Raw genomic sequence first — 24,147 nt, forward strand, 5'->3', positions numbered from 1 at the left:
AGTATTCCTAGTCTCACTTTTAGTGAAGATTATGCGGCGAAAGCGAAGCTGGCTCGGGACAGTGACGGCCACCGGGGCGATGGCGGGCGCCCTGCTCGCGTTCGCGCTGATCGGCTGGCCGTCGGCCCTCTCGGCGGCGCCGGTCGTGCTCCTCACCCACAAGGCCGCCACCGATCAGCTCCGCGCCGCCGGGATCGCCTGGATCTCGTCAGGGAACTGCACCAACCGCAACAACCCGGAGTGCACCTCCTTCGAGCGCATCCGGCAGTCCACCATCGACGGCGTGATCACGCTGCGGACCGCGAGCCGCTGCCCGATCACCGTCACCGGCGGGACCGAGACCGGCCACGGTACGGGCACCTACACCCACTGGAACGGCTGGAAGCTCGACATCGCCCGCTGGGCCTGCGTCAGCGCCTACATCGGTCGCAACTTCGCCTACGTCGGCTACATCAGCGGCTGGGGCCATCAGTACCGGGCGCCGTCGGGCAACATCTACACCGACGAGGGCAACCACTGGGACATCCTCTACTACACCTGCGGCGGCTGCACCGTCTCCAGCCGACCCGCCCCGCCGCCGGTGAGCGTGGCGGTGAGCCCGTCGGCGAGCCCCTCCGGCGCACCGTCGGCCAGCCCGCAGCCGGGGATGTCGCCGGCGGTCAAGCCGTTGCCGTCCGGCTCCAACTCCAGCTCCGGCGAGATGCCGGACGTGGCCGGGTACGGGCGGTCTCCGTACCAGCCGGGGCCGGAGCCCGAGCCCAGCGGCCCGCCGGTTGTCGACGCCCTGCGCATCCACGACCACCTGGGCTGATGTCGACGGCGTTAACAGGTCGCCAATAATTCCTTCACCAGCAGTGTATATTTATTGATCACAATGTGATGCATGCTGATTCCCCGCCGCCCGGGGCCGCTCGCCGCCCTCGCCGCTGCCAGCCTCGCCACGCTGGCGATCTGGGCTCCGGCCCGAGCCGCCACTCCCCCGGCCGAGGTCGCCGCCGCGCCGCCCAACGTGATCTTCGTCCTCACCGATGACCTCTCGTGGAACCTCGTGCAGTTCATGCCCGAGGTCCAACGGCTGCAGCGTGACGGCGTCACCTTCACCAACTACACCGTGACCGACTCACTCTGCTGCCCGTCCCGCTCGTCGATCTTCACCGGCAAGTTCCCGCACGACACCGGCATCTTCACCAACAGCTCGCCGGACGGCGGCTTCGACGTCTTCCACAACCGGGGCCACGAGTCGAAGACGTTCGCGACCGCGTTGCAGGCCAGGGGCTACGCCACCGGATTCATGGGCAAGTACCTCAACGGCTACCTGCCCGGTGACACCCAGGGCGGCAGCCTGCCCTACGTCCCGCCGGGCTGGTCCGAGTGGGACGTGGCCGGCAACGGCTACCCGAACTACAACTACGACCTCAACGAGAACCACACCGTCGTGCACTATGGCAGCACGCCCGCCGATTACCTCACCGACGTGATCGCCGACAAGGGCAGCGCCTTCATCCAGCGCTCCGCCGCGAGCGGAACCCCCTTCCTGCTGGAACTCGCCACCTTCACCCCGCACGCGCCCTTCACCCCGGCGCCGGAGGACCTCAACGACTTCCCCGGCCTCACCGCACCCCGCACCGCCGCCTTCAACAAGCTACCCGTCAACGCACCGTCCTGGCTGGCGGGAAACGGACCCCTGACCACAGCGGAGAAGACGGCGATCGACACCAACTTCCGCAAGCGGGCCCAGTCGGTGCAGGCGATCGACCGGCTCATCCGGGACCTGCGGGCGACGCTGGTGGCGACCGGGCAGGCCGCCAACACCTACATCGTCTTCAGCGCGGACAACGGCTTCCACCTCGGTGAATACCGGCTGACGCAGGGCAAGATGACGGCCTTCGACACCGACGTCCGGGTGCCGCTGATCGTGACCGGTCCCGGCGTACCGGCCGGCACCACCCGCACCGAGGTGGTGCAGAACATCGACCTAGCGCCGACCTTCCAGCGCATCGGCGGCGGCACCGTCGCGTCCGATGTCAACGGGCGCAGCATCCTGCCGCTGCTGCAGGGCGAAGCCGCGCCCAACTGGCGGACCGCGTCGCTGATCGAGCACCACGGACCCAACCAGGCCGCCGACGACCCCGACGCGCAGACCCAGCGCAACGGCAACCCGACCACCTATTCGGCGCTGCGGACCGCGACCTACACCTATGTGGAGTACGCCAACGGCGAGCGCGAGTACTACGACCGGCTCGCCGATCCCCAGCAGCTCAACAACATCGCCGGTCAGCTCACCGCGGCCCGCCTCGCCGCGCTGCACACCGCGCTGCAGGGCCTCGTCACCTGCCACACCCACGAATCCTGCTGGACGGCGGGCCACGTGACGGCGTAGCCATTGCGCGAGATCGTGCTGTTTCCCGGAAGCAGTCCCCTCGAAGCACGTCGGTGGGGCCTGTTTCCGGGAAACAGCACGATCTTGCGCCCGGGCAGGCACGATCTTGCGCCCAGGCGGGAGTGTGCACGGACCTGCGGAAGCGGCAGCGCGGCCGACGATCGTCCATGCGATATCGACAACCGTCGCGGAGGCAGGACCGGGGCGGGCGATGTGCTCCCGACCCGACCGTGAGCACCATGTCCTATGCAGCCCGACCAGGTGATCGCACCAGGACAGAAGCCCGCCGACGGCAAGCGCACGCGCAGGCTGATCGGCGGCATCGTCGCCGGTGTCGCCACACTCATCGGCATCACCTCCGGCGTGATCGGCATCGCGGAGTTCCTCGACCGGGGAACACCGGCCTTCGCCCAGCCGATCGACACCGTCGAGGGCATGCGGGAATTCCTCAGCTTCGCCGACGAGCACGACGGCGAGCTGGTCCGCCTGGAGACGCGGTGCGTCTTCCACGACGGCCCGATGCCCTGCTCGCAGCAGGGCGACCCGCTGCAGCGGGCATCGGTGCTGCTGGACCTCAACGCGGATCCGAGCTGCGATCCCGATCGGGTGCAGCCCTGCACCGGATCGGTGGTGCTCTTCTTCTTCGCCGAGAACGTCACCGACGCGCAGATCGACAACGGCGAGTACGGCGCGGGCAGCATCGTGGTACGCGGCTACTTCACCGTCTCCCGGCGCGGCAGCCTCGGCACGCTGCCGGAGGGGACCACAGCGATCTACCTCACCGCCGTCCCGGCCGACGAGGTCAAGGACGAGTAGGTCCGGCTCGGGATCGGACCGCCCCGAGCCGGACCGCTGCGCTAGGAGACCACCACCAGCGACTGCTCGGGGGCCTGGTGGGCGGGGGCGAGCTTGCGCGGCCCGGCCACCGCCGTGGCGATGTCGGCGACGAACTCGTCGATCTGCGCCACCGTCACGCCGGGCATGCAGATCACGTGGCTCCAGCCGCCCTCGCTGGGCAGGTTCCACCGCCGCTCCACCGGCGTCGGCGGCGTGTCCAGCACCACGGTGAAGGCGTAGGGATGCCGCCAGGCGTGCCAGCCGATGTTGGCGAGCCGCTGCTGGGCATAGGCCGCGAGCACCCGGGCGTCGTCGGCCCGGCGGCGCAGGCCGTCCACGCCGAGGCTGTGCAGCACGTGCGCGATGTAGAGCGGCGTGTGGCCGTTGCGCGAGCAGCCGATCGGGGTGTCGGCCACCCCGGTGTAGGAGACCGGGTCCAGCAGCGTCACGGGCTGCCGGTCGCGCCGGGCGACGAAGATCCCGCACGGCATGGGTACGCCGAGGAACTTGTGCCCCGACACCACGATGCTGTCGGCGCCGTCGGCGAAGTCGAAGCCGGGCCGGGCCTTCGCGGGCAGCAGTGCCAGCGGGATGCCGGTGAGCGCCGCGTCGCAGTGGATGAACCGCCGGGTGACCTGCTGCTGGTCGAGGATCTGCGTGATGACCCGCAGGTCGTCGACGGCCTCGGTCATCGTGGTGCCGACGTTGGCGACGACGATGACCGCCCGGTCCCGGTGTGCGCCGACCTGCCGGGCCAGGTCCGGGTAGTCCATCTCCCCCGTGCTGACCGCCCGCACCTCGATCGCGGGCATCGACAGGATCCGCGCCGCCTTGCGTACGCTGTTGTGCGCGGCGCTGGAGTGGTAGACGACCGCGTCGGGATAGCGGGTGCGGGCCTCCAGCAGCCCGGCGAGCGTGCCCTCGCTCGCGCCCGGCGTCACGTATCCCCAGTGCTGCTCGGGTGCGCGCAGGAGCCCGGCGATCGTGTCGATGACGAAGCGCTCCAGGGGCTTGCTGTGGTTGGCGTAGAGCCCCTCGGTCCAGGGGTCGCCGACGTTGTTGAGCGGCTGCCCGGTGAGCACCTCGGCGAGGTGCGGGAACGACATGTCGGTGGCGCCGGGGAAGCCGATCGCGCGGCGGCCCCCCTCGGCCCACCCGTTGGCGAGAACGTCGAGGCTACCGAGCACAGCCGGACCGCCCTACAAGCTCGTCGAGGTCGCAGATCATCATCTCGATAGCCTCCATGCTCCGAGTCGTTCACCAAGGGGTGCGCCGCAGTCACGCCCTCAGCGACTAACGCGAGCAAGCGGCAGGAAAGCTCACCGCCGCAACGATGTCGGCCAACGACCGCACGATCGCCGAAACGTCGCTCACACGGGCGGCTCGGCGGCGAGCAGCGCGAAGATCGGCTCCGCGTCGGCCGGATCGCCGTTGGCGTGGAACCACTCGGCCCGGGCGAGCCGCCGCAGCGTCGTGTAGAACGGCACCAGCGCGGCGAAGGCGGCCCGCTCGGCGTCGGTGGGGGCGTACCCGGCCAGCACACCGGGGAGGAGCCCGGGGTCGTCCACGGCGAGGACGCCGAGGTCCATCGCGGCGTCGCCGGCGCGGATCTCGGAGAGGTCGATCATCACCGCGATCCGGTCGCCGTCGACGATGAAGTGCTCCGGCCGTCCGTCGAAGAGCATCAGGTCGCGGCCCCGCGTCGACAGCAGCTCCGCCTCCTGCGCCAGCCAGGACCACAGGCGGGCGATCGTCGCCGGATCGGCCCGCCCGGTGGACTTCCACCACGCCGCGGCGTGGTTCAGCCAGCCCGCCATCCACTCCGGCCACGTCGGGACCGTGCCCGCGTAGGGCCCGTCGCCACCGGCGGCGTGCACCCGGCGCAGGAGGCGGCCGGCGTCCGCCTGTGCGCGCGCCGGGCTCGCCGACGTCAAGCCCGCGCCGTCGGTCCAGCGCAGCATCGCGTACGCCACCGGCGCCTCACCGGAACCGAGGAGCTCCGGCACCGGCAGCCCGAGGGCGCCGAGCCGGGCGACGCCGGCCACCTCGCGGGCGATGATGTCGTGGTCGGCGGCCGCCTTCAGCAGGACCGGGCCGTCGTCGGTCTCGACCTTCGCGACGAACCGCGTCGGGCGATCGACGAGCACCGCCCAGCTGCTCGCCCTGCGCCCGTGGGCGGCCGTCACCGCGGCGGGGTCGACTCTCATGCCCCGCATCATCGCGCAGCCGCGCCGGACTTCGGCGGTGCAAGCACCAAGATCGCCGCAACTCTTCAAGAGTTGGTCCCGTGAGCATGCTCAACCGTCGTAGGAGGCCTGCTCCACGGCGAAGACGTTGCGGTGCCCGATCGTCTCCTGCAACGAGAAGAGCAGGTCGGGATTGGTGGTGTCCTCCCAGTAGCTGATGCTCTCGCCGCCGCCCACCCAGGCATAGGTGGTCGAACCGGCCGCGGGCGTCCAGTAGTAGAGCTTCTTCGCCGCGGACGAGTTGAACCACCAGCGGTTGTTGTGCGAAGCGACCCCGTTGAGGTTGTACCAGGGCAGCTGCAGCGCCTGCGTGGCCGTGGTCGAGGCGGCGAAGGTCGTCGCGCCCGAGGCGAACGGGAACCGGACCGCCCGGGGTGCCCGCTGCGGGTAGTTGGTGCAGCTGGCGCAGGTGTACTCGGTCATGACGATCGAACCGCTCACCCGGTCCAGGGAGATGCTCGACCAGGCCAGCGCCGTGCCCGAGGTGGTGGCCGAGGTGATCGTGCCGATCTGCGTCAGCACGTAGGCGTAGTTGTGCGCGTAGTAGGTGGTGCCGTCGGACTGTCGGCCGATCTGGCTCGCCGTACCCCCGGTGTTGGTTTTGAGGATCTTCTTCATGTTGAAGACCCGCATGCCGCGGCCGGTGTCGGCGACGTAGAGGTAGTCGCCGTACCAGGAGACGCCGCCCGCGTGGATGGTGATGTCCTTGAAGCTCGGCGCGGCGGCGGTGCCGGTCGGCTCGACGAGCAGCACCTTGCGGTATTTGTCGGGGTAGGTGGCGTCCCAGTCGACGAGCGTGATCCGGCTGCGCGAGGAGGCGCCGTCACAGCCGTCCTTCGTGTACCAGCTGACCAGGACGAGCTGGTGCCCGTCGTAGTTGCCGCTGTTGGCGGTGCCGATGGCGTCGCGGCTGGTGGTGATGCCCTGCGGGTAGTTGGTGCAGTCGTTGTCGTCGCCGGAGTCGAAGGTGAACCCGGCGGTGTAGCCGGGCAGTCCGAGCGAGTCGGTGACGGGGCCGCGGTCGTGGTTGGCGTTGTCCATGACGGTGTGGACGGCGGCGGTGCCGAGCTTCGCCACGAGCGCGGCGTTGAGCGCGTCGAACTGGTGATAATCGGCGCTCAACGTGTACTGCCCCGCGGGCAGCGTCGTCGGCGCGGCAGCGGCGGAAGCGCCGGTGGCGGTCAGGGCCGTCGCCGCGAGCGTCGCCATCGCGGTCGCCGCCAGCAGGAACCTCTTGCGTATCGACATGCCGACTCCCTTCGCTTCAACACATAGACTCGTGACGATACCCTGATCCATATTCCCTGCAAGCCGACGCGGATCCTGACAACCTGGTCCCATGGAGAGCCCACGCATCGAGGACCGGGTCTGGCGCGAGCTGCCCGGCGCTGCCCGCCGCGCACTGGAGACCGGACTCTCCCCCACCGAGCTGCAATCGCTGCTGCTCTCCGTCACCCGCACCCGGGCGCGGGAGGTGAACGCGTCCCGGCTGGTGCAGCGGTGGGGCTCCGACCGGTTCGTCCGCCCGGCACCGACCGACCCCCGGCGGCTCGCGCGCGTCGAGGCCCGCCTGTGGGAACTGCTACCCGAGGTGTACGCCGGGGTCGAGCTCGCGCCCGTCGTCCCGCTCGGCACCTGCTCGGCGCTCGGCCCGGTCGACCAGCACCGCATCGTCAGCACCGTCCGGGGCACCGAGGTGCTGAGCGACCCGACGAACGCGCTCGCCGTCGAGGCCGCCGTTCGGCGCGGGGCCGGGGCGGCCGGGCAGATCGACCTCGCCGCGTCGCACCGCGTACTGCGGGCGCAGACCTTCGGCCCCGGTGCCTCGCAGCACTTCCGGCTCTTCGCGCTCGTCTCGACCGCCCGCGACACGGGTTCGGGGCGCACCGAGTCCCGGCTGCTCGTCGAGCACATCGGATTCTGGCAGCGGGTGCTCGCGGACCTGCTGCCCGGGCACCCGAGCCGTATCACGGTGACGGCGTTCAGCCCGCTCCTGACCGAACGAGTCCACGACACCGTGCTGCCCGCCGTGGCCGACGGCCCGGTCCCGGTCGTCCCGGATCAGGACCGGACGCAGGGCGCGGGCTATTACGCGGGCGCGGCGATCGGGCTGCGGGCCGAGCACGACGGCCGGACCGTGGACCTCGGCGACGGCGGCCTCACCACCTGGACCGCGCAGCTCCTCGCCGACGCCAAGGAACGCTGCCTGATCTCCTGCATCTCCACCGAACGCCTCACCGCACTCACCACCCCCAGCACCTGAGCCCCGCGGCCGGAGCCCCCAAGATCGCCGCAACTCTTGAAGAGTTGCGTCTTCTGGGTCGCACCAAAACTCCGCAACTCTTCAAGAGGTGCGGCGATCTTGGGGTTGCGCTGCGGTGAAGGATGCCGCGGTGAAGGACTACGCGGGGACGGTGATGCGGTAGCGGGCGCCCACTTTGAGGTCCGCTCCGTCGGTGCCGTCGACGATCAGCTCGTGGGTACCGGGGGTCAGCGGCTCGGACTGGGCGAACAAGCCCCAGCAGCGCCGCTGGGCCGGGTCCTTGCGGACCGTCACCGGGTTGCCGAGCGCTCCCTTGATCGTGAACGGCGTCGGCGTGCCGATCGCCGAGATCTCCAGCGGCGTGCCGTCCAGCAGTGCGCTGCCGTCGGCGCCGCCCATCACCGGCAGGCCCACCTCGGCGGGCGCCCAGATCGCGATCACCGGCAGGAACAGGGTCCGCCCGGCCGGGACCTTGATCTCCCGCTCGACCGTACCGCGCAGGCTCCCGGCGAGGAAGAAGACGTCGTCGGGCTGGTGCCGACCCGCGAACCGGCCGGTCGTGTCGGCGAGCGGGCTGCGCAGCGGTCCGCACGACGCCAGCCACGACACCCAGCGCGCGACGAGTCCGCGCTGGCTGTGCGGCGGGTAGGGAATCAGCTCGTCGGTCGCCATGGTCCGGGACTTTAGCCGACCGCATCGCGACGCGAGGCGGCCCCCGCGATCGACGCCGCGGCGAGGGCGGTCAGCTCGGCCTCGGTGCAGCCGAGGTGGTCGCGGGCGATGGCGTACTGGTCGTCGAGACAACCGCCGAACAGCAGCGGGTCGTCGGTGCCGAGCGCCACCGGCACGCCCGCGTCGAGGAAGGCCCGCAGCGGGATCGCGGCGAGCGACGGCACGACGCCCAGCGGCGGGTACGACGTGGGGCAGAGCTCGATCGTGACGCCGCGCTCGGCGAGCAGCTCCAGGGTCGCCGGGTCGGTGGCGGCGGTGATGCCGTGGCCGATGCGATCGGCGCCGAGCAGCAGGACGCAATCGCGCACGTGAGCCGCCGGTTCGTAGAAGCCGCCGTGCGGCACGATCAGCAGTCCCGCGTCGGCTGCTACGCGCGCTGCCGGTACGAAATCCGCCACCCGGCCGAGCCGCTCGTCGTTGGAGAGGCCGAATCCGATCACGCCCTGGTCGGCGTACCCGGCGGCGATCTGTGCCAGGCGCAGCGCGTGCTCGGGCGGGCGAGCCCAGCTGGAGGCGACGATCACCCCGGCCCGCAGTGGAGCCGCCGCGGCGAGGACCGCCTCGACCACGGCCTGCGGGCTGCCGAAGAGCGGTGTCAGCGAGGTCGGGTCGATCTGGATCTCGGTCCAGACCGACCCGCAGGCCTCGTCGTCGGCGACGGCTTCGGCGACCACCCTCGCGATGTCGTCGGCGTCGCGCAGCACCGCCCGGGCCAGGTCGTAGCGGTCCTGGAAGGCCTGCCACGGGTGGGCGGTGCCCGACAGCAGCGGCTCGGGCAGCGGCAGTCCGTCGCGGCCCGCGAGCTCGGCGAGCGTCGCGGGCCGCATCGACCCGGTGAGGTGCAGGTGCAGGTTGGCGCGCGGAATGGTCACGCCTTATCGTCGCTGTACCATGGCGAGCTTGTTGCGCAGGGCGCGGGCGAACCGCTTGCGGTCCTCCGGCGTCGGGCCGTAGGCGATGACCTCCTCGGCGTCGAGCATCCGGGCCAGCAGCCCCAGCGGCGTCGCGAGCATCGCCGTGCCGGGCTGCGCGAGCGCGGCGACCCGGTCCCGGGCACCCACGAGCACCCACCGGCCCTGGAAGAGCGGCTTGATGTTCTGCACCTCCCACACGAGCGCGTCGGTGGGCTGCGACACGTCGATCACGACCACCTCGGAGACGCGGGCGAGGCCACGGACGGCGTGCTGCCAGAACGCGGTGGGCACGGCGATGACGACGAGCCGGGGCGCGAAGATGCGCCGGCCGAGCCGGGCGATCCGCCGGGCCGTCGCGTCGACGTCGCCTTCGTTGCGCAGAACCTGGCTCGCCGCGCGCTCGGCCCGGCGGGCGGCGAGGTAGGAACCGCCGCCCAGCAGCGCGATCAGGCCGACGATCACGGCGAAGCCGACGACCATGATGAGCAGCAGCGCGCCGAAGAGGGCACCCACCCCGGCGGCGAGGACGGACTCGCCGAAGCCATCCCCCGCCTGGCTGGCGGTCTGCTCCATCAGGCTGTCCGCCGAGTCGCTGTAGCCGCCGCCGACGAGGTAGATCACGAGCAGGAGCACGCCCGCTCCGGTGATGAACCAGACGAAGCCGGCGAACCGCCGCCGCCCGTGCCCGGCGCCGATCGGGGCGACCATGGAGTCGTCGAGGGTCACCAGGCGCACCGAACGCCCCACCGCCGAGTTGAGCGCGTGGCTCACCGTCCGGGTCGTGTCGGCGAACCCGAACTTCCGCAGGTAGAGCCCCGTACGGCGGCGGCCCCGGATGAACCGCAGCCCCAGCCAGAAACCGAGGAGCGAGACCGCGATCAGCACCAGGAGCTGGACGGCGTCATTGCCGTCGAGGCTGCTCACCGAGTTGCCCTGCAGCAGATCGCTCGCCGTGAGCAGGATGTAGATCAGCGGGAAGACCGCCGCGACGATGCCGACCACGATCAGCACCACGCCGAGCAGCACCGCTATCGCGCGCAGCACTCCTCGCAGGCCGGAGCCACCCTCCACATCGTGGACCACCCGAACCGCCATACCGACTCCTCATCCCGCGCCGATGTCGGGTGCCAGGATGCTGCCTGCGCCGCATCCGCACCATCGACTACCCGACGGAGACGGGGCCGTCTGAGCCGCTCAGATACATCACATCTTGGCCAAGGTGAACTCGAATCCGGAGCGGACGCGTTCCACAAGGGACGTCGTCGTGGCGCGCAGCGATCGGCCGTCGTCACCGGCGAGCTGGCCGTCGCCGGTGAACCGGGCGAGGATCGCCCCCGGCAGCATGGTGATCCCGGCCTTCGGCAGTGCGCTCACCGCAGCGGAGGCGGCGGGCACCTCGCGGACCACGACCGGCGGACCGCTCCAGCGCATGATGAGGTGGCTGCCGGGGTTGACCTGCGCGGCGGGCCGCGTGGTCGCGCCGAGCGGTCGGCCGAGGAGCGCCTGGAGGTGCTGCTCCAAACAGGATGGTCCGCCGCGTTCCCCCTCCAGGCGGCTGAGCAGCCACGACGATCCCTGAATCCGCGGATTGACCTCCAACACCGAAAGGGTCCGCCCCGATACCGAGATGTCGACGCCGAAAATTCCCAGGTGTCCCTGCTCCCGCAACCATTCTCCGATCGTCGCGGCGTGCTGGAACGCCTCCTCGCGCACCGCCGCGGCGACAGCGGCCGCACCGAAGTCGCTGCCGCAGTAGGCGCCGAACTCGAACCCCAGCTCGGCGATCCCGCTCGCCTGCACCGAGATCGGCAGCAGCTGCGTGCCGTCGACGTGCACGATGCCCGCGACGTTGATCGTGGTGTCGCCCGCGAACGCCGAGACGAGCCAGCGCTCCACGTGCGGGTGGGCGGTGAGCGCGGTGGCGAGCCCCGCCGGATCGGTGACGAGATAGGTGCCCTGGCCACCGGCCCCGTTCGGCGACTGCACCACGAACGGGCTGCCGAGCCGCTCCTCGATCGCCGCGAACCCCATCGCGTCCGGTGTCAGGACCACCGCCTCCGGCACCGGTACGCCCAACCGCCGCAACGCCTCGCGTACGTGCGCCTTGTCCTCGGCGATCGGGTCGACGACGGCGATCGGGCTGGCTGCTACGCGTACCCGGCCCGGCCAGGCGGCGGCCGCGGACTCCCACGCCGTCGAGGCCCGGGGCGGGACGAGCAGGATCGGCCGGTCGTCGCGGGGTGCGTCGGCGAGCACCTTCGGCACGAAGTCCGCCAGGCGGGCCACGTCACCGAAGCGCCACCGGCGGCGTACCCCGTCGAGTGCCTCCAGCGACAGCCCGGCGACGGGACCATTGATCGTCCGGTCGGCGTCGCCGGAGAGCACGCAGATGCACGACGGGTGCTGGGTCAGGGGCGCCATCATCCCCGGATAGGCGCTCGCCGTGACGAGGCGGTAGTCGTGCAGATCCCATGTCATGAGCACAGACTGTGATGAGCGCCGCGTAACTCGCACCACGGTCACGACATACGCCAGGCGAACACCCGGCGAATCCTTGCTAAAGCGCAGTTCCGGCGCGCCCTGCGGTGCTCCGGTCGCTACGCTCCCTGCACTCCTCGTGCCAGCGCTGTTCCCGGCGCGCCCTGCGGGGCTCCGATCGCTGTGCCGGCGCTGCGAGCGCCGAAGAGGAGCGCCAGCAGCACCGGGAACTCCAGGTAGGCGTGGTAGCTCGCGAGCGCCTGGTAGATCGTGCGCCCCTGCGCGTAGTCGGCCCACAACAGCAGGCCGAGCACCATCGCGGCACCGATCCCGAGCGCCCAGGCCCGCCGACCGGTCAGCCACGGCACCCGCGCTTCCAACTCGGCGGCGGCATCGGGGGCGTAACGCGGCAGGAACCCGACCCAGACCACGTAGTGCATCGTCTGCAGGAAGGCGAAGACCGCGAGGAACCGCAGCCCGATGTCCATCCCGGCGAGCCCGGCCGGCACCACGGGCGCGGCGATGACACCGGGCGGCCCGGCGAAGGCGGCGACCGCCGACGGCCCGGCCGCGATGACCCGGTCGAAGGCCCCGGCGAGCAGCAGCGCGGGCACCACGAGCACCCAGCCGACCTGGGTGGCCCGGAAGAGCAGCCGGTCCCGGGCGCCGAGCCGCCGCGACCACTCCCACAGGAAGAACAGCGGCACGATGTTGTGCAGGTGGGCCAGGACCACGAAGTGGTAGCTCGGCCAGGTCAGCGACACCGCCGCGGCCACCGCGAGGCCGCCGAGCGCGAGCACCCGCCAGCGCCCCGAGGCCGCATGCCCGACACCCGCGGCGAGTACGCCGTAAGCCAGCACGATCTCCGGCACCCGCAGTCCGAGGAGCCGGCAGATCACGATGCCCGTGACCAGCCCCAGCAGCGTTCCGAGGAGCGGCCCCCGCAGCACCGCCCCGAAGCGCCCGGCGACATACCGCAGCTCCAGCACGTTGTGCAGCACCCCGAAGCCGATCAGCCCGAGCACCATCGTCGCCAGCGGTGCCCGGACCGCCACGGCGAGCGCCATCGCGGCCGCCCCGCCGAAGCCGAGGACCACGGCCACCGCGGGCGGCAGGGTGCGCACCCGGGGCAGCGGAGCGGCTACCGTCATCGGATGCTCCCGGCGTATCTCCTCGCGTTCGGGCTTACGCTCGCCGTGGAGATCCCCCTGTACGCGATCGCGCTGTCACTGGGTTGGCGGGTGCCGTGGCGCCGGGCGGTGCTGTTCGCCCTGGTCGTGAACGTGTGCACGCATCCGGCGCTGTGGTTCGCGCTGGCGGCGATGCGGGAGCGGTCGGCGTACCCGATGCTGGTCTTGATCTGTGAACTGCTCGTGTGCGCGGCGGAGGGCCTGCTGCTGACGGCGCTGCTGCGCCGGCGCGACCCGCTGCTGGTCGTGCTGAGCATCGCGGTCAACGGTGCGTCCGTCCTGGCCGGTCTCATGGTTTCTTGGAACGCTTGACCAGGAAGAAGACCAGCCCCGCGATCGCCACCACGACGACGGCGCAGAGGCACAGCGCGACGAACGGCCCGAAGGCCTCCTGCGGCGAGGGCGCAACATCAGCAAGCGACATCGCCCCAGTATCCCCACACCCGCCCGCACCCACCATCCCCCCTGAATTTTAATGCTGGACACGCCGCGAAAAGTGCAACGGAAGTCAGTACCCGCAGGATCCTGACTTCCGTTGCAGCCCGAACGCCGTGTCCAGCATTAAAATTCAGGGGAGGGCTACATGCGGGACGGGGACTCGATGCCCAGCAAGGCCAGGCCCTTGGCGATCGTGCGGGCCGTGACGTCGCACAGGAGCAGGCGGCTGGCGCGGATCTCCGGGGACGACTTCAGGACCGGGCAGGTCTCGAAGAACGACGTGTAGGCACCGGCCAGACCCTGGAGGTATCCGGTGAGCCGGTGGAACTGCAGCGTCTCGGCGACCGTCTCGACCACCGACGGGAACGCGAGCAGCTCCAGCGCCAGCGCCCGCTCGGCGGGCTCGACCAGCAGCAGCGGTGCACCCCGGTCCGGCGCCACCTCCCCGCGCCGGAAGATCGACTGCACCCGGGCGTGGGCGTACTGCAGGTAGGCGCCGGTGTCGCCGGTGAAGGAGAGCATCCGGTCCCAGTGGAAGACGTAATCCTTGATCCGGTCGCTGGAGAGGTCGGCGTACTTGATGGCGCCGATGCCGACCGCCCGCGCCACGTCGGCCTGGGTCGCGGCGTCCAGATCGGAGTCGACGATCAGCGCGGCGGCCCGGGTGACCGCCTCCTCCAGCAGCTCGACGAGCTTGATCGCCTCACCGGACCGGGAGGCGAGCTTCTTGCCGTCCGGACCCACCACCAGGCCGAACCCGACGTGCGTCGCCCTGGCCGGTGCGACGAGCCAGCCCGCCTCCCGCGCGGTCTGATAGACCATCTCGAAGTGCTGGTGCTGCGGTGACCCGACGACGTAGAGCAGCCGGGTCGCGCCCATCGTCTGCGTCCGGTGCCGGATCGCGGCGAGGTCGGTCGCGCCGTAGCCGAAGCCGCCGTCCCGCTTGCGGACGATGATCGGCTGGGGTTCCCCGCTCCGCCCGGTGAAACCTGCCGGGAAGGCGCACTGCGCACCGTCGCTCTCGGTCAGCAGGCCGAGCGCGCCGAGCTCGTCGACGACGGGTGCGAGCAGGTCGTTGTAGAACGACTCCCCGCAGAAGTCCCGGCTGGTCAGCGTGGTGCCGAGCAGGGCGTAGACGGCGAGGAAATACTTCTCGCTCTCATCGACGAGCATCCGCCACAGCCGCAGCGTCGTCTCGTCGCCGGACTGCAGGGCCACGACCCGCTGCCGGGACCGGTCGGCGAAGGCCGGGTCGCTGGAGAACTTGACCCAGGCGCCCTGGTAGAAGCCGTTGAGGTCGCCGATGGAGAGCTCGTGCGCCGCCTCGGTCTCGCCGAGGTCGAGCAGGTGCTCGATGAGCATGCCGAAGGGCGTGCCCCAGTCGCCGACGTGGTTGGCCCGCCGCACGTCGTGGCCGAGCCATTCGAGCAGTCGGGCGATCGCGTCGCCGATGACGGTCGAGCGCAGGTGCCCGACGTGCATCTCCTTCGCCACGTTGGGCGCGGAGTAGTCGACGATCACGATCTCCGGCGCCGAGGTGACCCCGACGCCGAGCCGGTCGTCGGCGGCGACCTCGGCGAGCAGCCCGGCGAGTGCGGCGTCGTCGAGGCGGACGTTGATGAAGCCGGGTCCGGAGAGCTCCGCCGTGGCGATCAGGCCGGTGAGGTCGGCCCGCGACAGCACGTCGGCGGCGATGTCGCGAGGCGCCCGGGCGAGTCGGCGGGCCAGCGGCAGGGACCGTCGACCTGGAAGTCGGCGTGCTGGGACCGGCGTACGACGGGGTCCACGCGCTCACCGGCCACCGCCTCGAAGGCAGCGGCGAACCGATCGACGACGAGCTTCTCCAGATGTGTCATAGAGACGGCCTCTTTCGGGCACAGAGCGGCAATGGGTCCACCGCGAGAAAGGAAGAAAACGGACGCTGCGGGCAGGCTCAGCGAGCTGCCGGGCTCCGTCGTCGCGACAGGCGGCCACCCAGGGGGCGGCTCAGGCGTGTCGCGGTCGAGATCATGCGCTGAGGATACCCCACCCCGAGGGCTTGACCGGCCCGGATTTCGGCTGCTTGCCATCCGTATCGACATCGTGAAATTCTTGCCCGCCGGAGAGAGCGTCTCACCGGCGCAGTGATCGAATACCAGTGATCCGAGGGACATCGAGTGTCGAGTCTGGACGGCTGGCAGCGGAAACGTCCGGCCGCTGCCCCGGTGGCGCCCCGGACCGTGCCGCAGCTGCTGCGTGAGCGCGCGCGCCAGGACCCGCACCGGGTCGCGATCGAGACGCACGGCGTGGGCACCCTCACCTTCGGCGACTGGGCCGCCCGGTCGGCCAGAATCGCGACCGGCCTGCGCGACCGCGGCCTGCGCCCGGGCGACCGGGTCGGGCTCGTCTTCGGCATCGGCGAGTGGATCGACTACGCCGCCGCCTACTGCGGGGTGCTCGCGGCGGGCGGGGTCGCCGTCCCGTGCTCGGACCGCTGGGCCGCCGCCGAGCTGCGCTACGTGCTGGAGCACTGCGGCGCGGTCGGGCTGCTCCACCGGCCGGGCGAGGTTGCGCCGACCCCCGGCTGGACCGCGACCGTCGACGAGCTGGAGCGCGCGCCGCAGGAGGAGGAGGAGACGGACGGCGACCCGAGCGGTCTGGCGCAGATCCTCTACACCTCCGGGACGACCGGGCGGCCCAAGGGTGTCGCGGCATCGCACGCCAACCTCACCGCGACCGCGTCGACCGATCCGCGCCGCCGGCCGCTCGCCCACTCGGAGCGGTTCCTGCACGCCTTCCCCGTCGGCACCAACGCGGGCCAGACGATGCTCTTCAACGCGCTCGACGCGCACCCGGGCGCGCTCACCCTGCCGCTGTTCACCCCGGCCCGGTTCGCCCGGCTGATGACGCGGGCGGGCAGCGTCTTCGTCGTTCCGGCGATGGCGATCGAGCTGCTCGGCTCGGGCGCGCTGGCCAAGAACGACCTCAGCGGCGTACGCCTCGTCGGCTCCACCGCCGCGGCGCTGCCCGGACCGGTCGCGGCGGCGCTCGCGGCGGCCCTGCCGCAGGCCTCGATCGTCAACTACTACACCTCCACCGAGGCCGCGCCCGCGCAGACCAGCATGGTCTTCGACCCGGCCCGCCCGGCGTCGCTGGGCCGCTCGATCGGCGGCGGCCTGCGCATCACCGACCCCGACGGCAAACCGGTTCCCGCCGGCGAGCCCGGCGAGGTCTGGCTGCGGTCGCCGCATCCGCGCTCCTATTTCCGCGACGCCGAGTCGACCGGGGCCGTGTTCCGGGGCGGCTGGGTCCGCATGGGCGACCTCGGCAGGCTCGACGACGAGGGCTACCTCTACCTGCTCGACCGGGAGCAGGACGTGATCAAGTCGGGGGCGCACAAGGTGTCGACCCTCGCCGTCGAGGCCGCCCTGCACGAGCACCCGGCGGTCGTCGAGGCGGCCGTCGTCGGTGTCGAGCACCGGGTGCTGGGCCACGCCGTCGCCGCCGCCGTCGTGGCCCGCGACGAGGTGACCGCCGTCGAGCTGCGGGCCTTCCTGCGCGACCGGCTGAGCCCGCACGAGGTTCCCGGCAAGTTTGTCCTGCTCGACGCCCTGCCGCGCAATGACGCGGGCAAGGTCGTCAAGCGTGAGCTGCGAGCTCTCCTCACCGGCTCGGCCGGTGACCCGGAAGGATGACGATGACCGCTGCGTCCCCCGCACAGCACGGCATCTGGTTCACAGAGGAGGCGGGCCTCGCCGGCTCGGCCTTCCACATGGCGGTGGAGATCTGGTTCGACGGCGACCTGGACCTCGACGCGCTGCACAACGCCTGCACGGCGGTCGCCGAGCGCCATCCGGCCCTGCGATCGGCCTTCACCGACGAGGCCGGATCGCTGCAGGTGGTTCCCGGCGTGATGCCGCCGGTGCTCGTCACCACGCTGACCGAGTCGCTGGTGGCGCAGGAGCTGGCGAGCCCCTTCGACCTGCGGCACGGCCCGCTGGCGCGTTTCACCGTCGCCAGTGCGTCCCCGTCCCGGCACCTGCTGCTCGTCACCGCGCACCACATCGTCTTCGACGGAATCTCCAAGGCGGTGCTCGTCGCGGACCTCGCCGCCGCCTACGGCGGTGCGCAGCTCGCGCCGCTCGCCCCGGCTCCCCTGCCGGCGGTCGATCTCGACGCCGCCCGGGACTTCTGGCGGGACCGTTTCACCGGTCCCGGTCCGGTGAGCCTGCCGGGTCTGCGCCACGTCCCGGCCGAGGCCGCCACCGCCGCCCACGTCACCTGGTCGCTCGGCCCGGTGCTGAGCCGCGGTTTCGGCGAGGCCGCGGGCGCCGCCGGGGTCACCCGCTTCGAGTTCCTGCTCACCGGCTTGCTCACCCTCCTGCACCGGTACGCCGACCAGCCCCCCACCGTCGCCGTCGACGTCTCCACCCGGAGCCCCGAGACGGCTGACCACATCGGACACTTCGTCAACGAGCTGCCGATCACCGTCACGGCACCCGCGGACGGCACCTTCGCCGCCTACGCGACGGACGTGCGCGCGGCGTTGCGCGAGGCCTACCGGCACCGGGCCGCCCCGGTGGCCCGGGTCGTCGGCGGGCTGCGCCCGGCACCGGCGCTCACCCCGGTCTCGATGAGCTACCGCCACCACGGCGGCGGCGAGGCGAAGTTCGCCGGACTCGACGCGACCGTGACCTGGATGGTGCCGGTCACCGCCGCCCGCAACGCCCTGCACCTGCAGGTGCTCGACGAGACGACCGACCTGCACGTGAGCCTGCAGTTCTCCCCCGCCGCGATCGACGCCGACGCCGTGAGCCGCATCGCCGGGCACCTGGGCGAGCTGCTCACCGCCGCGATCACCGCCCCCGCGGCACCGCTCGCGACCCTGCCGGTGCTCACCGGGGCCGAACGGGAGCTGCTGCGCGCGGTCAACGACACGGCGGTGGCCTACCCGTCGGGCACCGTCGACGACCTGATCGCCGCCGTCGTCGCGTCCACTCCGGACGCCGTCGCGATCGTCGATAGTGGACGCGAGCTGACCTACGCCCAGCTCGACACCGAGGTGGCCGCCGTCGCGGGCGCGCTCGCGGCGCGGGGGGCCGGGCCGGGCGCCCTGATCGGGGTCTGCCTTCCCCGGTCCGTCCCGATGGTGGTGACGATGCTGGCGGTCCTGCGGTGCGGGGCGGCGTACCTGCCGCTGGACGTCTCCCATCCGCAGCCGCGACGGGCGATGATCCTGGACGACGCACGACCGCTGCTGACCGTGGACGAGCAGGTCTGGGCCTCGCTCGACCGCGGCGAGGGCCAGGCGCCGCGTGCGGGCGAGCTCGCCTACGTGATGTACACGTCCGGGTCGACCGGGCGGCCCAAGGGCGTCGAGGTGACCGTCGCCAACCTGCGCAACCTGCTGCTCGGCCTGCGCGACGCGCTCGGTTCCGGCCCCGCCGACACCTGGCTGGCGCTCACCTCGCCCGCCTTCGACATCAGCGCGCTGGAGCTGCTGCTGCCGCTGATCACCGGTGGCCGGCTGGTACTCGCGCCGCCGGAGCTGGCCCGGGACGCGGTGGCGCTCCACCGGCTCATCGCCGATCACGGCGTCACCCACGTGCAGGCGACACCGTCCGGCTGGCAGTTGCTGCTGGAGGGCGGTCGGCTGCCGGGCCTGCGGGTGGCGCTCGCCGGTGGCGAGGCGCTGCCGGCCGCGCTCGCGTCCGTGCTGCGCGGCGAGGCCGACCGGCTCGTCAACGTCTACGGCCCGACGGAGACGACGATCTGGTCCACGATGGACGATGTCGGGGACGGCGATGTGACGGTCGGGCGGCCGATCGCCAATACCCAGGCGTACGTGCTGGATGCGAGCATGCGACCGGTGCCGCTGGAGGTGACCGGCGAGCTGTGGCTCGGCGGCGCCGGGGTGGCCCGGGGCTACCTGGGGCGGCCGGAGCTGGACCGGGAGCGGTTCCTGCCGGATCCCTTCGGACCGGCGGGCGCGCGGCTCTACCGCACCGGCGACCTGGCCCGATGGCGGACCGACGGGCGGCTGGACTTCCTCGGCCGCCTCGACGGCCAGGTGAAGATCCGGGGCCACCGGGTGGAGCTGGGCGAGATCGAGGCACGGCTCACCGAGCACCCGGAGATCAGCCAGGCCGCGGTGGCACTGCGCGGCGAGCCGCCTCGGCTCGTCGCCTACCTCGTCGCGGCGGCCGTCCCGGCCGACCTGAGGGCCCGGCTGGAGGCGGCGCTCCCCTCGGCGATGGTGCCGTCGGCATTCGTCCAGCTCGACCGGCTGCCGCTGACCCCCAACGGCAAGCTGGACCGGGCCGCCCTGCCCGAGCCGCCCGCCGTCGTGCCGAGCGCGCCGGTGGAGGACGCCGGACCGATCGCGGCCGAGCTGCTGACGATCTGGTCGGAGGTGCTGGAGATCGACGGGATCGGACTGGACGAGGAGATCTTCGATCTCGGCGGCCACTCCCTGCTCATCGTGAAGATCATCAGCCGGATCCGGCGCCAGCTCGGCGTCGACGTGCCGATCGAGGTCTTCCTCGATACCCCGACCGTCCGCGGCCTCGCCGAGGCCATCACCGACTACCACCGGAGCAACGCGTGAACCCGGACCAGCTGCGCCACCGCCTCGCCGAGCTCGTCGCGGCCGCCAGCGACGGCGATGTCCGCGTCGAGGACGCCCTCGCCTCCTCGGCGGGCCTCGCCGAGCTGGGCCTCGGGTCTCTCGGCCACCTGCGCCTCGTCGACGCGGTCGAGGCGGAGTTCGACGTGCAGCTCGACACCGCCGGTGACCTGCACGCGCTCGACAGCATCGACCAGCTCGCCGCCTACCTAGCCGGCCCGGCCAAGGCGGCGTCATGACCCCGGTCGCCGCCTTCCGGGGCACCCGGACCGCCGAGGCGCCGCTCACCTGGGGCCAGCAGGGCATCTGGAAGATCATCGACGTGATGGCGCCGAACGACGCCTTCCTCAACGTCCGGGCGGTCGTCCCCGTGCCGCAGCGCGCGGCCGGGACCGTCGACTCCGTCGCCGCCGCGATCGGCGCGCTCATCTCCCGGCACGAGTCGCTGCGCACCCGCATCGTGGTGACCGGCGGCGAGCCCCGGCAGGTCGTCGTCGACGCGGGTGAGTGCCCGCTGGCGCTGATCGAGGCGACCGCCGAGACCGCCGCCGACGTCGCCGAGCAGGCGATGGAGCGGCTGCGGCACCACCCGTTCGACTACGCCGGTGAGCTGCCGATCCGGGTGACCCTCGTCGTCGCCGACGGCCAGGTGCGCTTCGTGGTGCTGATCCTCACCCACGTCGCCGTCGACTGGTACGCGCTCACCCTCCTCGGCCGGGAGCTGCGTGTGGCCCTGCTGCGCGGCGAGATCACCGGCCCGGTCGGCATCCAGCCGGTCGACCTCGCCGCGACCGAGCACTCCGAGGCCGGGCAGCAGCGCAGCGCCCGAGCCCGAGATCATTGGCGGCGGCAGTTCGACCGCTTCCCGGCCAGCGTCTTCACCGAGGCGGGGCCGCCCGCGACACCGCGTTACCGCAGAGCGGAGCTGACGTCGCCGGCCCTGCTCGCCGCTGCCCGGATCATCGCCGCGCGGCACTCGGCGACCTCCTCCACGGTGCTGCTCGCCGCCGCCGGTGCGCTGATCGGCGCCCGGACCGGGCAGGAGGTCTGCGGCATGCTGACGATCGTCAACAACCGCTTCCAGCCCGGCCACCGCGACATCATGGCCCCCACCAACCAGCTCGGCGTGATCACGCTCGACCGGCGCGGTGCGGCCACCTTCGGCGAGCTCGTCACCGCCGTCTGGCGCGAGGCGCTGCAGTGCTTCCGGCACGCCTACTACGACCAGCACGTCCTCGACGCGTTCCTCGCCGACGGCGGGCACGCCCACGGGGAGAAGATCGAGCCGTACTGCTGCTTCAACGACATGCGCGCGGGCGACGGCGAGCTGCGCGACACCGCGACCGCCGATCAGCTCCGGGCGGCGCTCCAGGAGACCGAGCTGACCTGGCCGGAGACGTTCGACGAGTTCAACTGGCAGTTCATGCTCTCGGTCAGCGACGCGCCGGGTGCGCTGAGCCTGTCGCTCTCCACCGACTCCCGCTACCTGCCGCCCGTCGAGCAGCAGCGCTTCCTGCTCGACCTGGAGGACCTCGTCGTCCGCTCGGCCATCGACGACGTGCGCCTGGGCGACCCGGGCGCTCACCACAACGACCCGGGCGCTCACCACGGTGCACCGGACGCTCACCACGTCGCGCTGGACGGGCGGGCGTCATGACCGGCATCGGGCTCGCCGCGGCCGAGGCGGAGGCGCCCATCCCGCGGCGCCCGGCCGACGTGACCCGGGTGCCGCTGTCGGCGTTCCAGCAGCGCATGTGGCACCTCTGCACGGCCTATCCCGGCACGTCCTCGCCGGTCGTCTCGCTCAACCACCGGCTGCGCGGCCCGCTGCGGACCGACGCGCTGATCCGGGCGATCGGCATGGTCGTCGACCGGCACGAGAGCCTGCGTACCGTCGTCGTCGACACCGATCTCGGCCCGCAGCAGAGCTTCCTGCCGCTGGGCGGGCACACCGTCGAGCTCGTCGACCTCGGCGACCTGCCCGAGGGTGAGCGGGAGGAGCGGCTCGCCGAGCTGCTCGGGTCCCGCACGGCGATGCTCTTCGACCTGCACGGCGACAGCCTGGTCCGGTCCAGCCTGATCCGGCTCGCCGAGACCGATCACGTGCTCTCGATCGTGATGCACCACATCATCGCCGACGGCGCCTCCGCGGGCATCCTCGCGGCCGACCTCGCCGCGTGCTACCGGGCCTGCGTCGAGGGCGCGAGCCCCGCCCTCCCCGACCTCATCATCGGGTACGGGGACTTCGCCCTCTGGCAGCGCGACGGCTTCGACGCGCGGGCCGCCGAGGGCCTGGCCTATTGGCGGGAGCGCCTCGCCGGGGTGACGCCGCTGGAGCTGCCGACCGACTTCCCCCGCCCGGCCGAGCTGGGCACCCGCGCCGCCGACGTCTCCGTCCACGTCGGCGCCGATGTCGTCGAGGGGGTCGAGCAGCTCGCCAGGGCGTCCCGGTGCAGCACGTTCACCGTGCTGCTCGCGGCGTACCAGGCGCTGCTCGCCGGCCGCAGCGGCACCGACGACATCTGCGTGGGCATCCCGGTCGCCGGGCGGACCCGGATGGAGCTGGAGCCGATGATCGGGCTGTTCGGCAACACACTGCCGATGCGGTGCGATCTGAGCGGCGACCCGACCTTCGCCGAGCTGCTCAAGCGGGCCCGGAGCATGGTGCTGGGCGGACTCAGCCGCCAGGATGTGCCCTTCGGGCACGTGGTGGCCCAGCTCGACCTGCCCAGCGACCCGAGCCGGACCCAGGTCTTCCAGACGATCATGGTGCTGCACACCGAGGGCGGATCGGAGGGGCTCGACCTCACCGGGCTCGCCGTCGAGCCTACTCCGGCCGGAATGCCCCAGATCATCCACGACCTTGTCCTGGACCTCTTCCCGCGGCCGGACGGGCTGGAGACCGACTGGCGCTACGACACCGCGCTCTTCACCGCCGAGACGATCATGGAACTCGCCGCCGACTACGGGAAAGTGCTCCGACGCATCGCCGCCGAACCGGGCGTCCGCATCTCCGCGCTGGTAGAAGCGGTGTGATGGATTCGGCGAGCAGGCATGAATCCGACGCCGGATGGATATGTTAACTCCAACGCAATAGAGTGCTGATCTACGCGAACGGAGGGTGCCATGACCGCCGCCACGATCGATTCGTTCGTCCACCCCGCGCTGTTCTACGGCGACACCGCCGATTACCTCGCGGGCACCCTCCCCTTCATCCAGGGGGGCCTCGACGCGGACGAGCCGGTCATGATCGCGGTGCCGGGCGCCAACCTCGACCACATCCGCAGCGCTCTCGGCGGCGACGCGGACCGGGTCCAGCTCCACGACATGAGCGTCGCCGGACGCAATCCGGGCCGGATCATCCCGGGCGTGCTGCTCGCCTTCGCCGCCAAGCACACGGGGCGTGCCGTGCGGATCGTCGGCGAGCCCATCTACGCCGAGCGCACGCCGGCGGAGTACCCGGCCTGCGCCCAGCACGAGGCGCTGATCAACCTGGCCTTCGCCGGTCGGCGGGCGTCGATCCTCTGCCCTTACGACACGAGCAGCCTCGATGAGAGCTGGCTCGCCGACGCCTACCGTACGCATCCGGTCGTGCGCAGCGCCGCCGCCGAGTGGCCGAGCCCGGCCTACGGCGATCCCGCCGCCTGCGCGGCCGACTTCAACCACGCGCTGCCCGACCCGCCCGCGGACGCACGGCAGATCGGCGTCGACAGCACCGCCCTGTCCGGGATGCGCCGCGCCGTCACCGAGCAGGCGGGCGACGCCGGGCTGCCGGTCGAGCGGATCAACGACCTGATCATCGCGGTGAGCGAGCTCGCCGCCAACACGATCGAGCACGGCGGAGCCGCCGGGACGCTGACGCTCTGGACAGACGGCAAGATTCTCTGCTGCCAGCTCACCGATACCGGACACATCACCGACCCGCTCGCGGGCCGGATCCCGGTCCCGGTGACCCAGGCGACCGGCGGGCGGGGCCTGGTCATGGTCAACCAGCTCGTCGACCTCGTGCGGATCCACACCCGGCCGGGCGCGACCACGGTCCGCCTGCACATGTACGTCTGACGG

General features: G+C 71.8%; 20 protein-coding genes and 1 pseudogene. 11 read left to right on the top strand and 10 right to left on the bottom strand.

Annotation, left to right across the window (positions count from 1 at the left end; translation table 11 throughout):
• Nucleotides 1–61 precede the first annotated feature (61 nt).
• The 3 genes from F4553_RS11090 to F4553_RS11100 all read left to right on the top strand — a co-directional run bounded on the left by F4553_RS11090 (nt 62) and on the right by F4553_RS11100 (nt 3,196).
• Entirely contained in the window at nt 62–811 is a 750-nt protein-coding gene (locus tag F4553_RS11090) for a hypothetical protein (protein WP_184835133.1), read from the top strand.
• Nucleotides 812–883: 72 nt separating this feature from the next.
• Nucleotides 884–2,380 (top strand): sulfatase family protein, encoded by a 1,497-nt coding sequence (locus F4553_RS11095; RefSeq protein WP_184835135.1) that lies wholly within the window; start codon nt 884–886, stop codon nt 2,378–2,380.
• A gap of 246 nt (nt 2,381–2,626) precedes the next feature.
• Nucleotides 2,627–3,196: a hypothetical protein gene (locus F4553_RS11100; protein WP_184835137.1), complete on the top strand. Its 570-nt coding sequence runs from the start codon at nt 2,627–2,629 to the stop codon at nt 3,194–3,196.
• A gap of 41 nt (nt 3,197–3,237) precedes the next feature.
• Here the strand turns inward: F4553_RS11100 and F4553_RS11105 are convergent, their stop codons facing one another.
• The 3 genes from F4553_RS11105 to F4553_RS11115 form a co-directional block, all read right to left on the bottom strand.
• Nucleotides 3,238–4,404: a histidine decarboxylase gene (locus F4553_RS11105; RefSeq protein ID WP_184835139.1), complete on the bottom strand. Its 1,167-nt coding sequence runs from the start codon at nt 4,402–4,404 to the stop codon at nt 3,238–3,240.
• Nucleotides 4,405–4,587: 183 nt separating this feature from the next.
• Nucleotides 4,588–5,424 carry a phosphotransferase family protein gene (locus F4553_RS11110; RefSeq protein ID WP_184835141.1) on the bottom strand — a complete coding sequence of 279 codons (837 nt, stop codon included), beginning with the start codon at nt 5,422–5,424 and terminating at the stop codon, nt 4,588–4,590.
• Between the two features lie 90 nt (nt 5,425–5,514).
• Nucleotides 5,515–6,711 carry a hypothetical protein gene (locus F4553_RS11115; RefSeq protein ID WP_184835143.1) on the bottom strand — a complete coding sequence of 399 codons (1,197 nt, stop codon included), beginning with the start codon at nt 6,709–6,711 and terminating at the stop codon, nt 5,515–5,517.
• A 91-nt stretch (nt 6,712–6,802) separates the two neighbouring features.
• Here F4553_RS11115 and F4553_RS11120 point away from each other — a divergent pair, with 91 nt between their 5' ends.
• The gene (locus F4553_RS11120) at nt 6,803–7,726 is read left to right on the top strand and encodes a hypothetical protein (protein ID WP_184835145.1); all 924 of its coding nucleotides are present in this window, start codon (nt 6,803–6,805) and stop codon (nt 7,724–7,726) included.
• 138 nt (nt 7,727–7,864) lie between these two features.
• Here the strand turns inward: F4553_RS11120 and F4553_RS11125 are convergent, their stop codons facing one another.
• The 5 genes from F4553_RS11125 to F4553_RS11145 all read right to left on the bottom strand — a co-directional run bounded on the left by F4553_RS11125 (nt 7,865) and on the right by F4553_RS11145 (nt 13,001).
• On the bottom strand, nt 7,865–8,398 hold the full coding sequence (locus F4553_RS11125; RefSeq protein WP_184835147.1) for a hypothetical protein: 534 nt from the start codon (nt 8,396–8,398) through the stop codon (nt 7,865–7,867).
• Nucleotides 8,399–8,409: 11 nt separating this feature from the next.
• Entirely contained in the window at nt 8,410–9,330 is a 921-nt protein-coding gene (add, locus tag F4553_RS11130; protein WP_312875158.1) for an adenosine deaminase, read from the bottom strand.
• A gap of 3 nt (nt 9,331–9,333) precedes the next feature.
• Nucleotides 9,334–10,467 carry a hypothetical protein gene (locus F4553_RS11135; RefSeq protein WP_184835149.1) on the bottom strand — a complete coding sequence of 378 codons (1,134 nt, stop codon included), beginning with the start codon at nt 10,465–10,467 and terminating at the stop codon, nt 9,334–9,336.
• Between the two features lie 108 nt (nt 10,468–10,575).
• On the bottom strand, nt 10,576–11,850 hold the full coding sequence (locus F4553_RS11140) for an ATP-grasp domain-containing protein (protein ID WP_184835151.1): 1,275 nt from the start codon (nt 11,848–11,850) through the stop codon (nt 10,576–10,578).
• Between the two features lie 119 nt (nt 11,851–11,969).
• Nucleotides 11,970–13,001 carry a hypothetical protein gene (locus F4553_RS11145; RefSeq protein WP_184835153.1) on the bottom strand — a complete coding sequence of 344 codons (1,032 nt, stop codon included), beginning with the start codon at nt 12,999–13,001 and terminating at the stop codon, nt 11,970–11,972.
• 3 nt (nt 13,002–13,004) lie between these two features.
• Between F4553_RS11145 and F4553_RS11150 the strand changes: the two genes are divergently transcribed.
• Complete coding sequence (locus F4553_RS11150; protein ID WP_184835155.1) at nt 13,005–13,352, top strand: hypothetical protein; 348 nt, start codon at nt 13,005–13,007, stop codon at nt 13,350–13,352.
• Here F4553_RS11150 and F4553_RS41815 read toward each other — a convergent pair.
• The gene (locus tag F4553_RS41815; RefSeq protein ID WP_281395002.1) at nt 13,330–13,464 is read right to left on the bottom strand and encodes a hypothetical protein; all 135 of its coding nucleotides are present in this window, start codon (nt 13,462–13,464) and stop codon (nt 13,330–13,332) included. The genes F4553_RS11150 and F4553_RS41815 overlap by 23 nt on opposite strands.
• A gap of 155 nt (nt 13,465–13,619) precedes the next feature.
• A pseudogene (argS, locus tag F4553_RS11155) lies at nt 13,620–15,334 on the bottom strand (arginine--tRNA ligase).
• Nucleotides 15,335–15,634: 300 nt separating this feature from the next.
• Between argS and F4553_RS11160 the strand changes: the two are divergent.
• From F4553_RS11160 to F4553_RS11185, 6 genes are all read left to right on the top strand, one after another.
• Nucleotides 15,635–17,152 (top strand): class I adenylate-forming enzyme family protein, encoded by a 1,518-nt coding sequence (locus tag F4553_RS11160; protein ID WP_312875159.1) that lies wholly within the window; start codon nt 15,635–15,637, stop codon nt 17,150–17,152.
• Nucleotides 17,153–17,154: 2 nt separating this feature from the next.
• Nucleotides 17,155–20,064 carry a non-ribosomal peptide synthetase gene (locus F4553_RS11165; RefSeq protein WP_184835157.1) on the top strand — a complete coding sequence of 970 codons (2,910 nt, stop codon included), beginning with the start codon at nt 17,155–17,157 and terminating at the stop codon, nt 20,062–20,064.
• A complete protein-coding gene (locus F4553_RS41820; RefSeq protein ID WP_184835159.1) occupies nt 20,061–20,321 on the top strand; it encodes an acyl carrier protein in 261 nt (86 codons plus the stop codon). The genes F4553_RS11165 and F4553_RS41820 overlap by 4 nt, the downstream gene beginning before the upstream one ends.
• Entirely contained in the window at nt 20,318–21,739 is a 1,422-nt protein-coding gene (locus F4553_RS11175; RefSeq protein ID WP_184835161.1) for a condensation domain-containing protein, read from the top strand. Before F4553_RS41820 ends, F4553_RS11175 begins: the two co-directional genes overlap by 4 nt.
• Entirely contained in the window at nt 21,736–23,118 is a 1,383-nt protein-coding gene (locus F4553_RS11180) for a condensation domain-containing protein (protein ID WP_184835163.1), read from the top strand. The genes F4553_RS11175 and F4553_RS11180 overlap by 4 nt, the downstream gene beginning before the upstream one ends.
• A gap of 90 nt (nt 23,119–23,208) precedes the next feature.
• Nucleotides 23,209–24,144: an anti-sigma factor RsbA family regulatory protein gene (locus F4553_RS11185; protein WP_184835166.1), complete on the top strand. Its 936-nt coding sequence runs from the start codon at nt 23,209–23,211 to the stop codon at nt 24,142–24,144.
• Nucleotides 24,145–24,147 lie beyond the last annotated feature (3 nt).

This window comes from Allocatelliglobosispora scoriae (genome assembly GCF_014204945.1).
In the GTDB taxonomy this organism is placed as follows: domain Bacteria; phylum Actinomycetota; class Actinomycetes; order Mycobacteriales; family Micromonosporaceae; genus Allocatelliglobosispora; species Allocatelliglobosispora scoriae.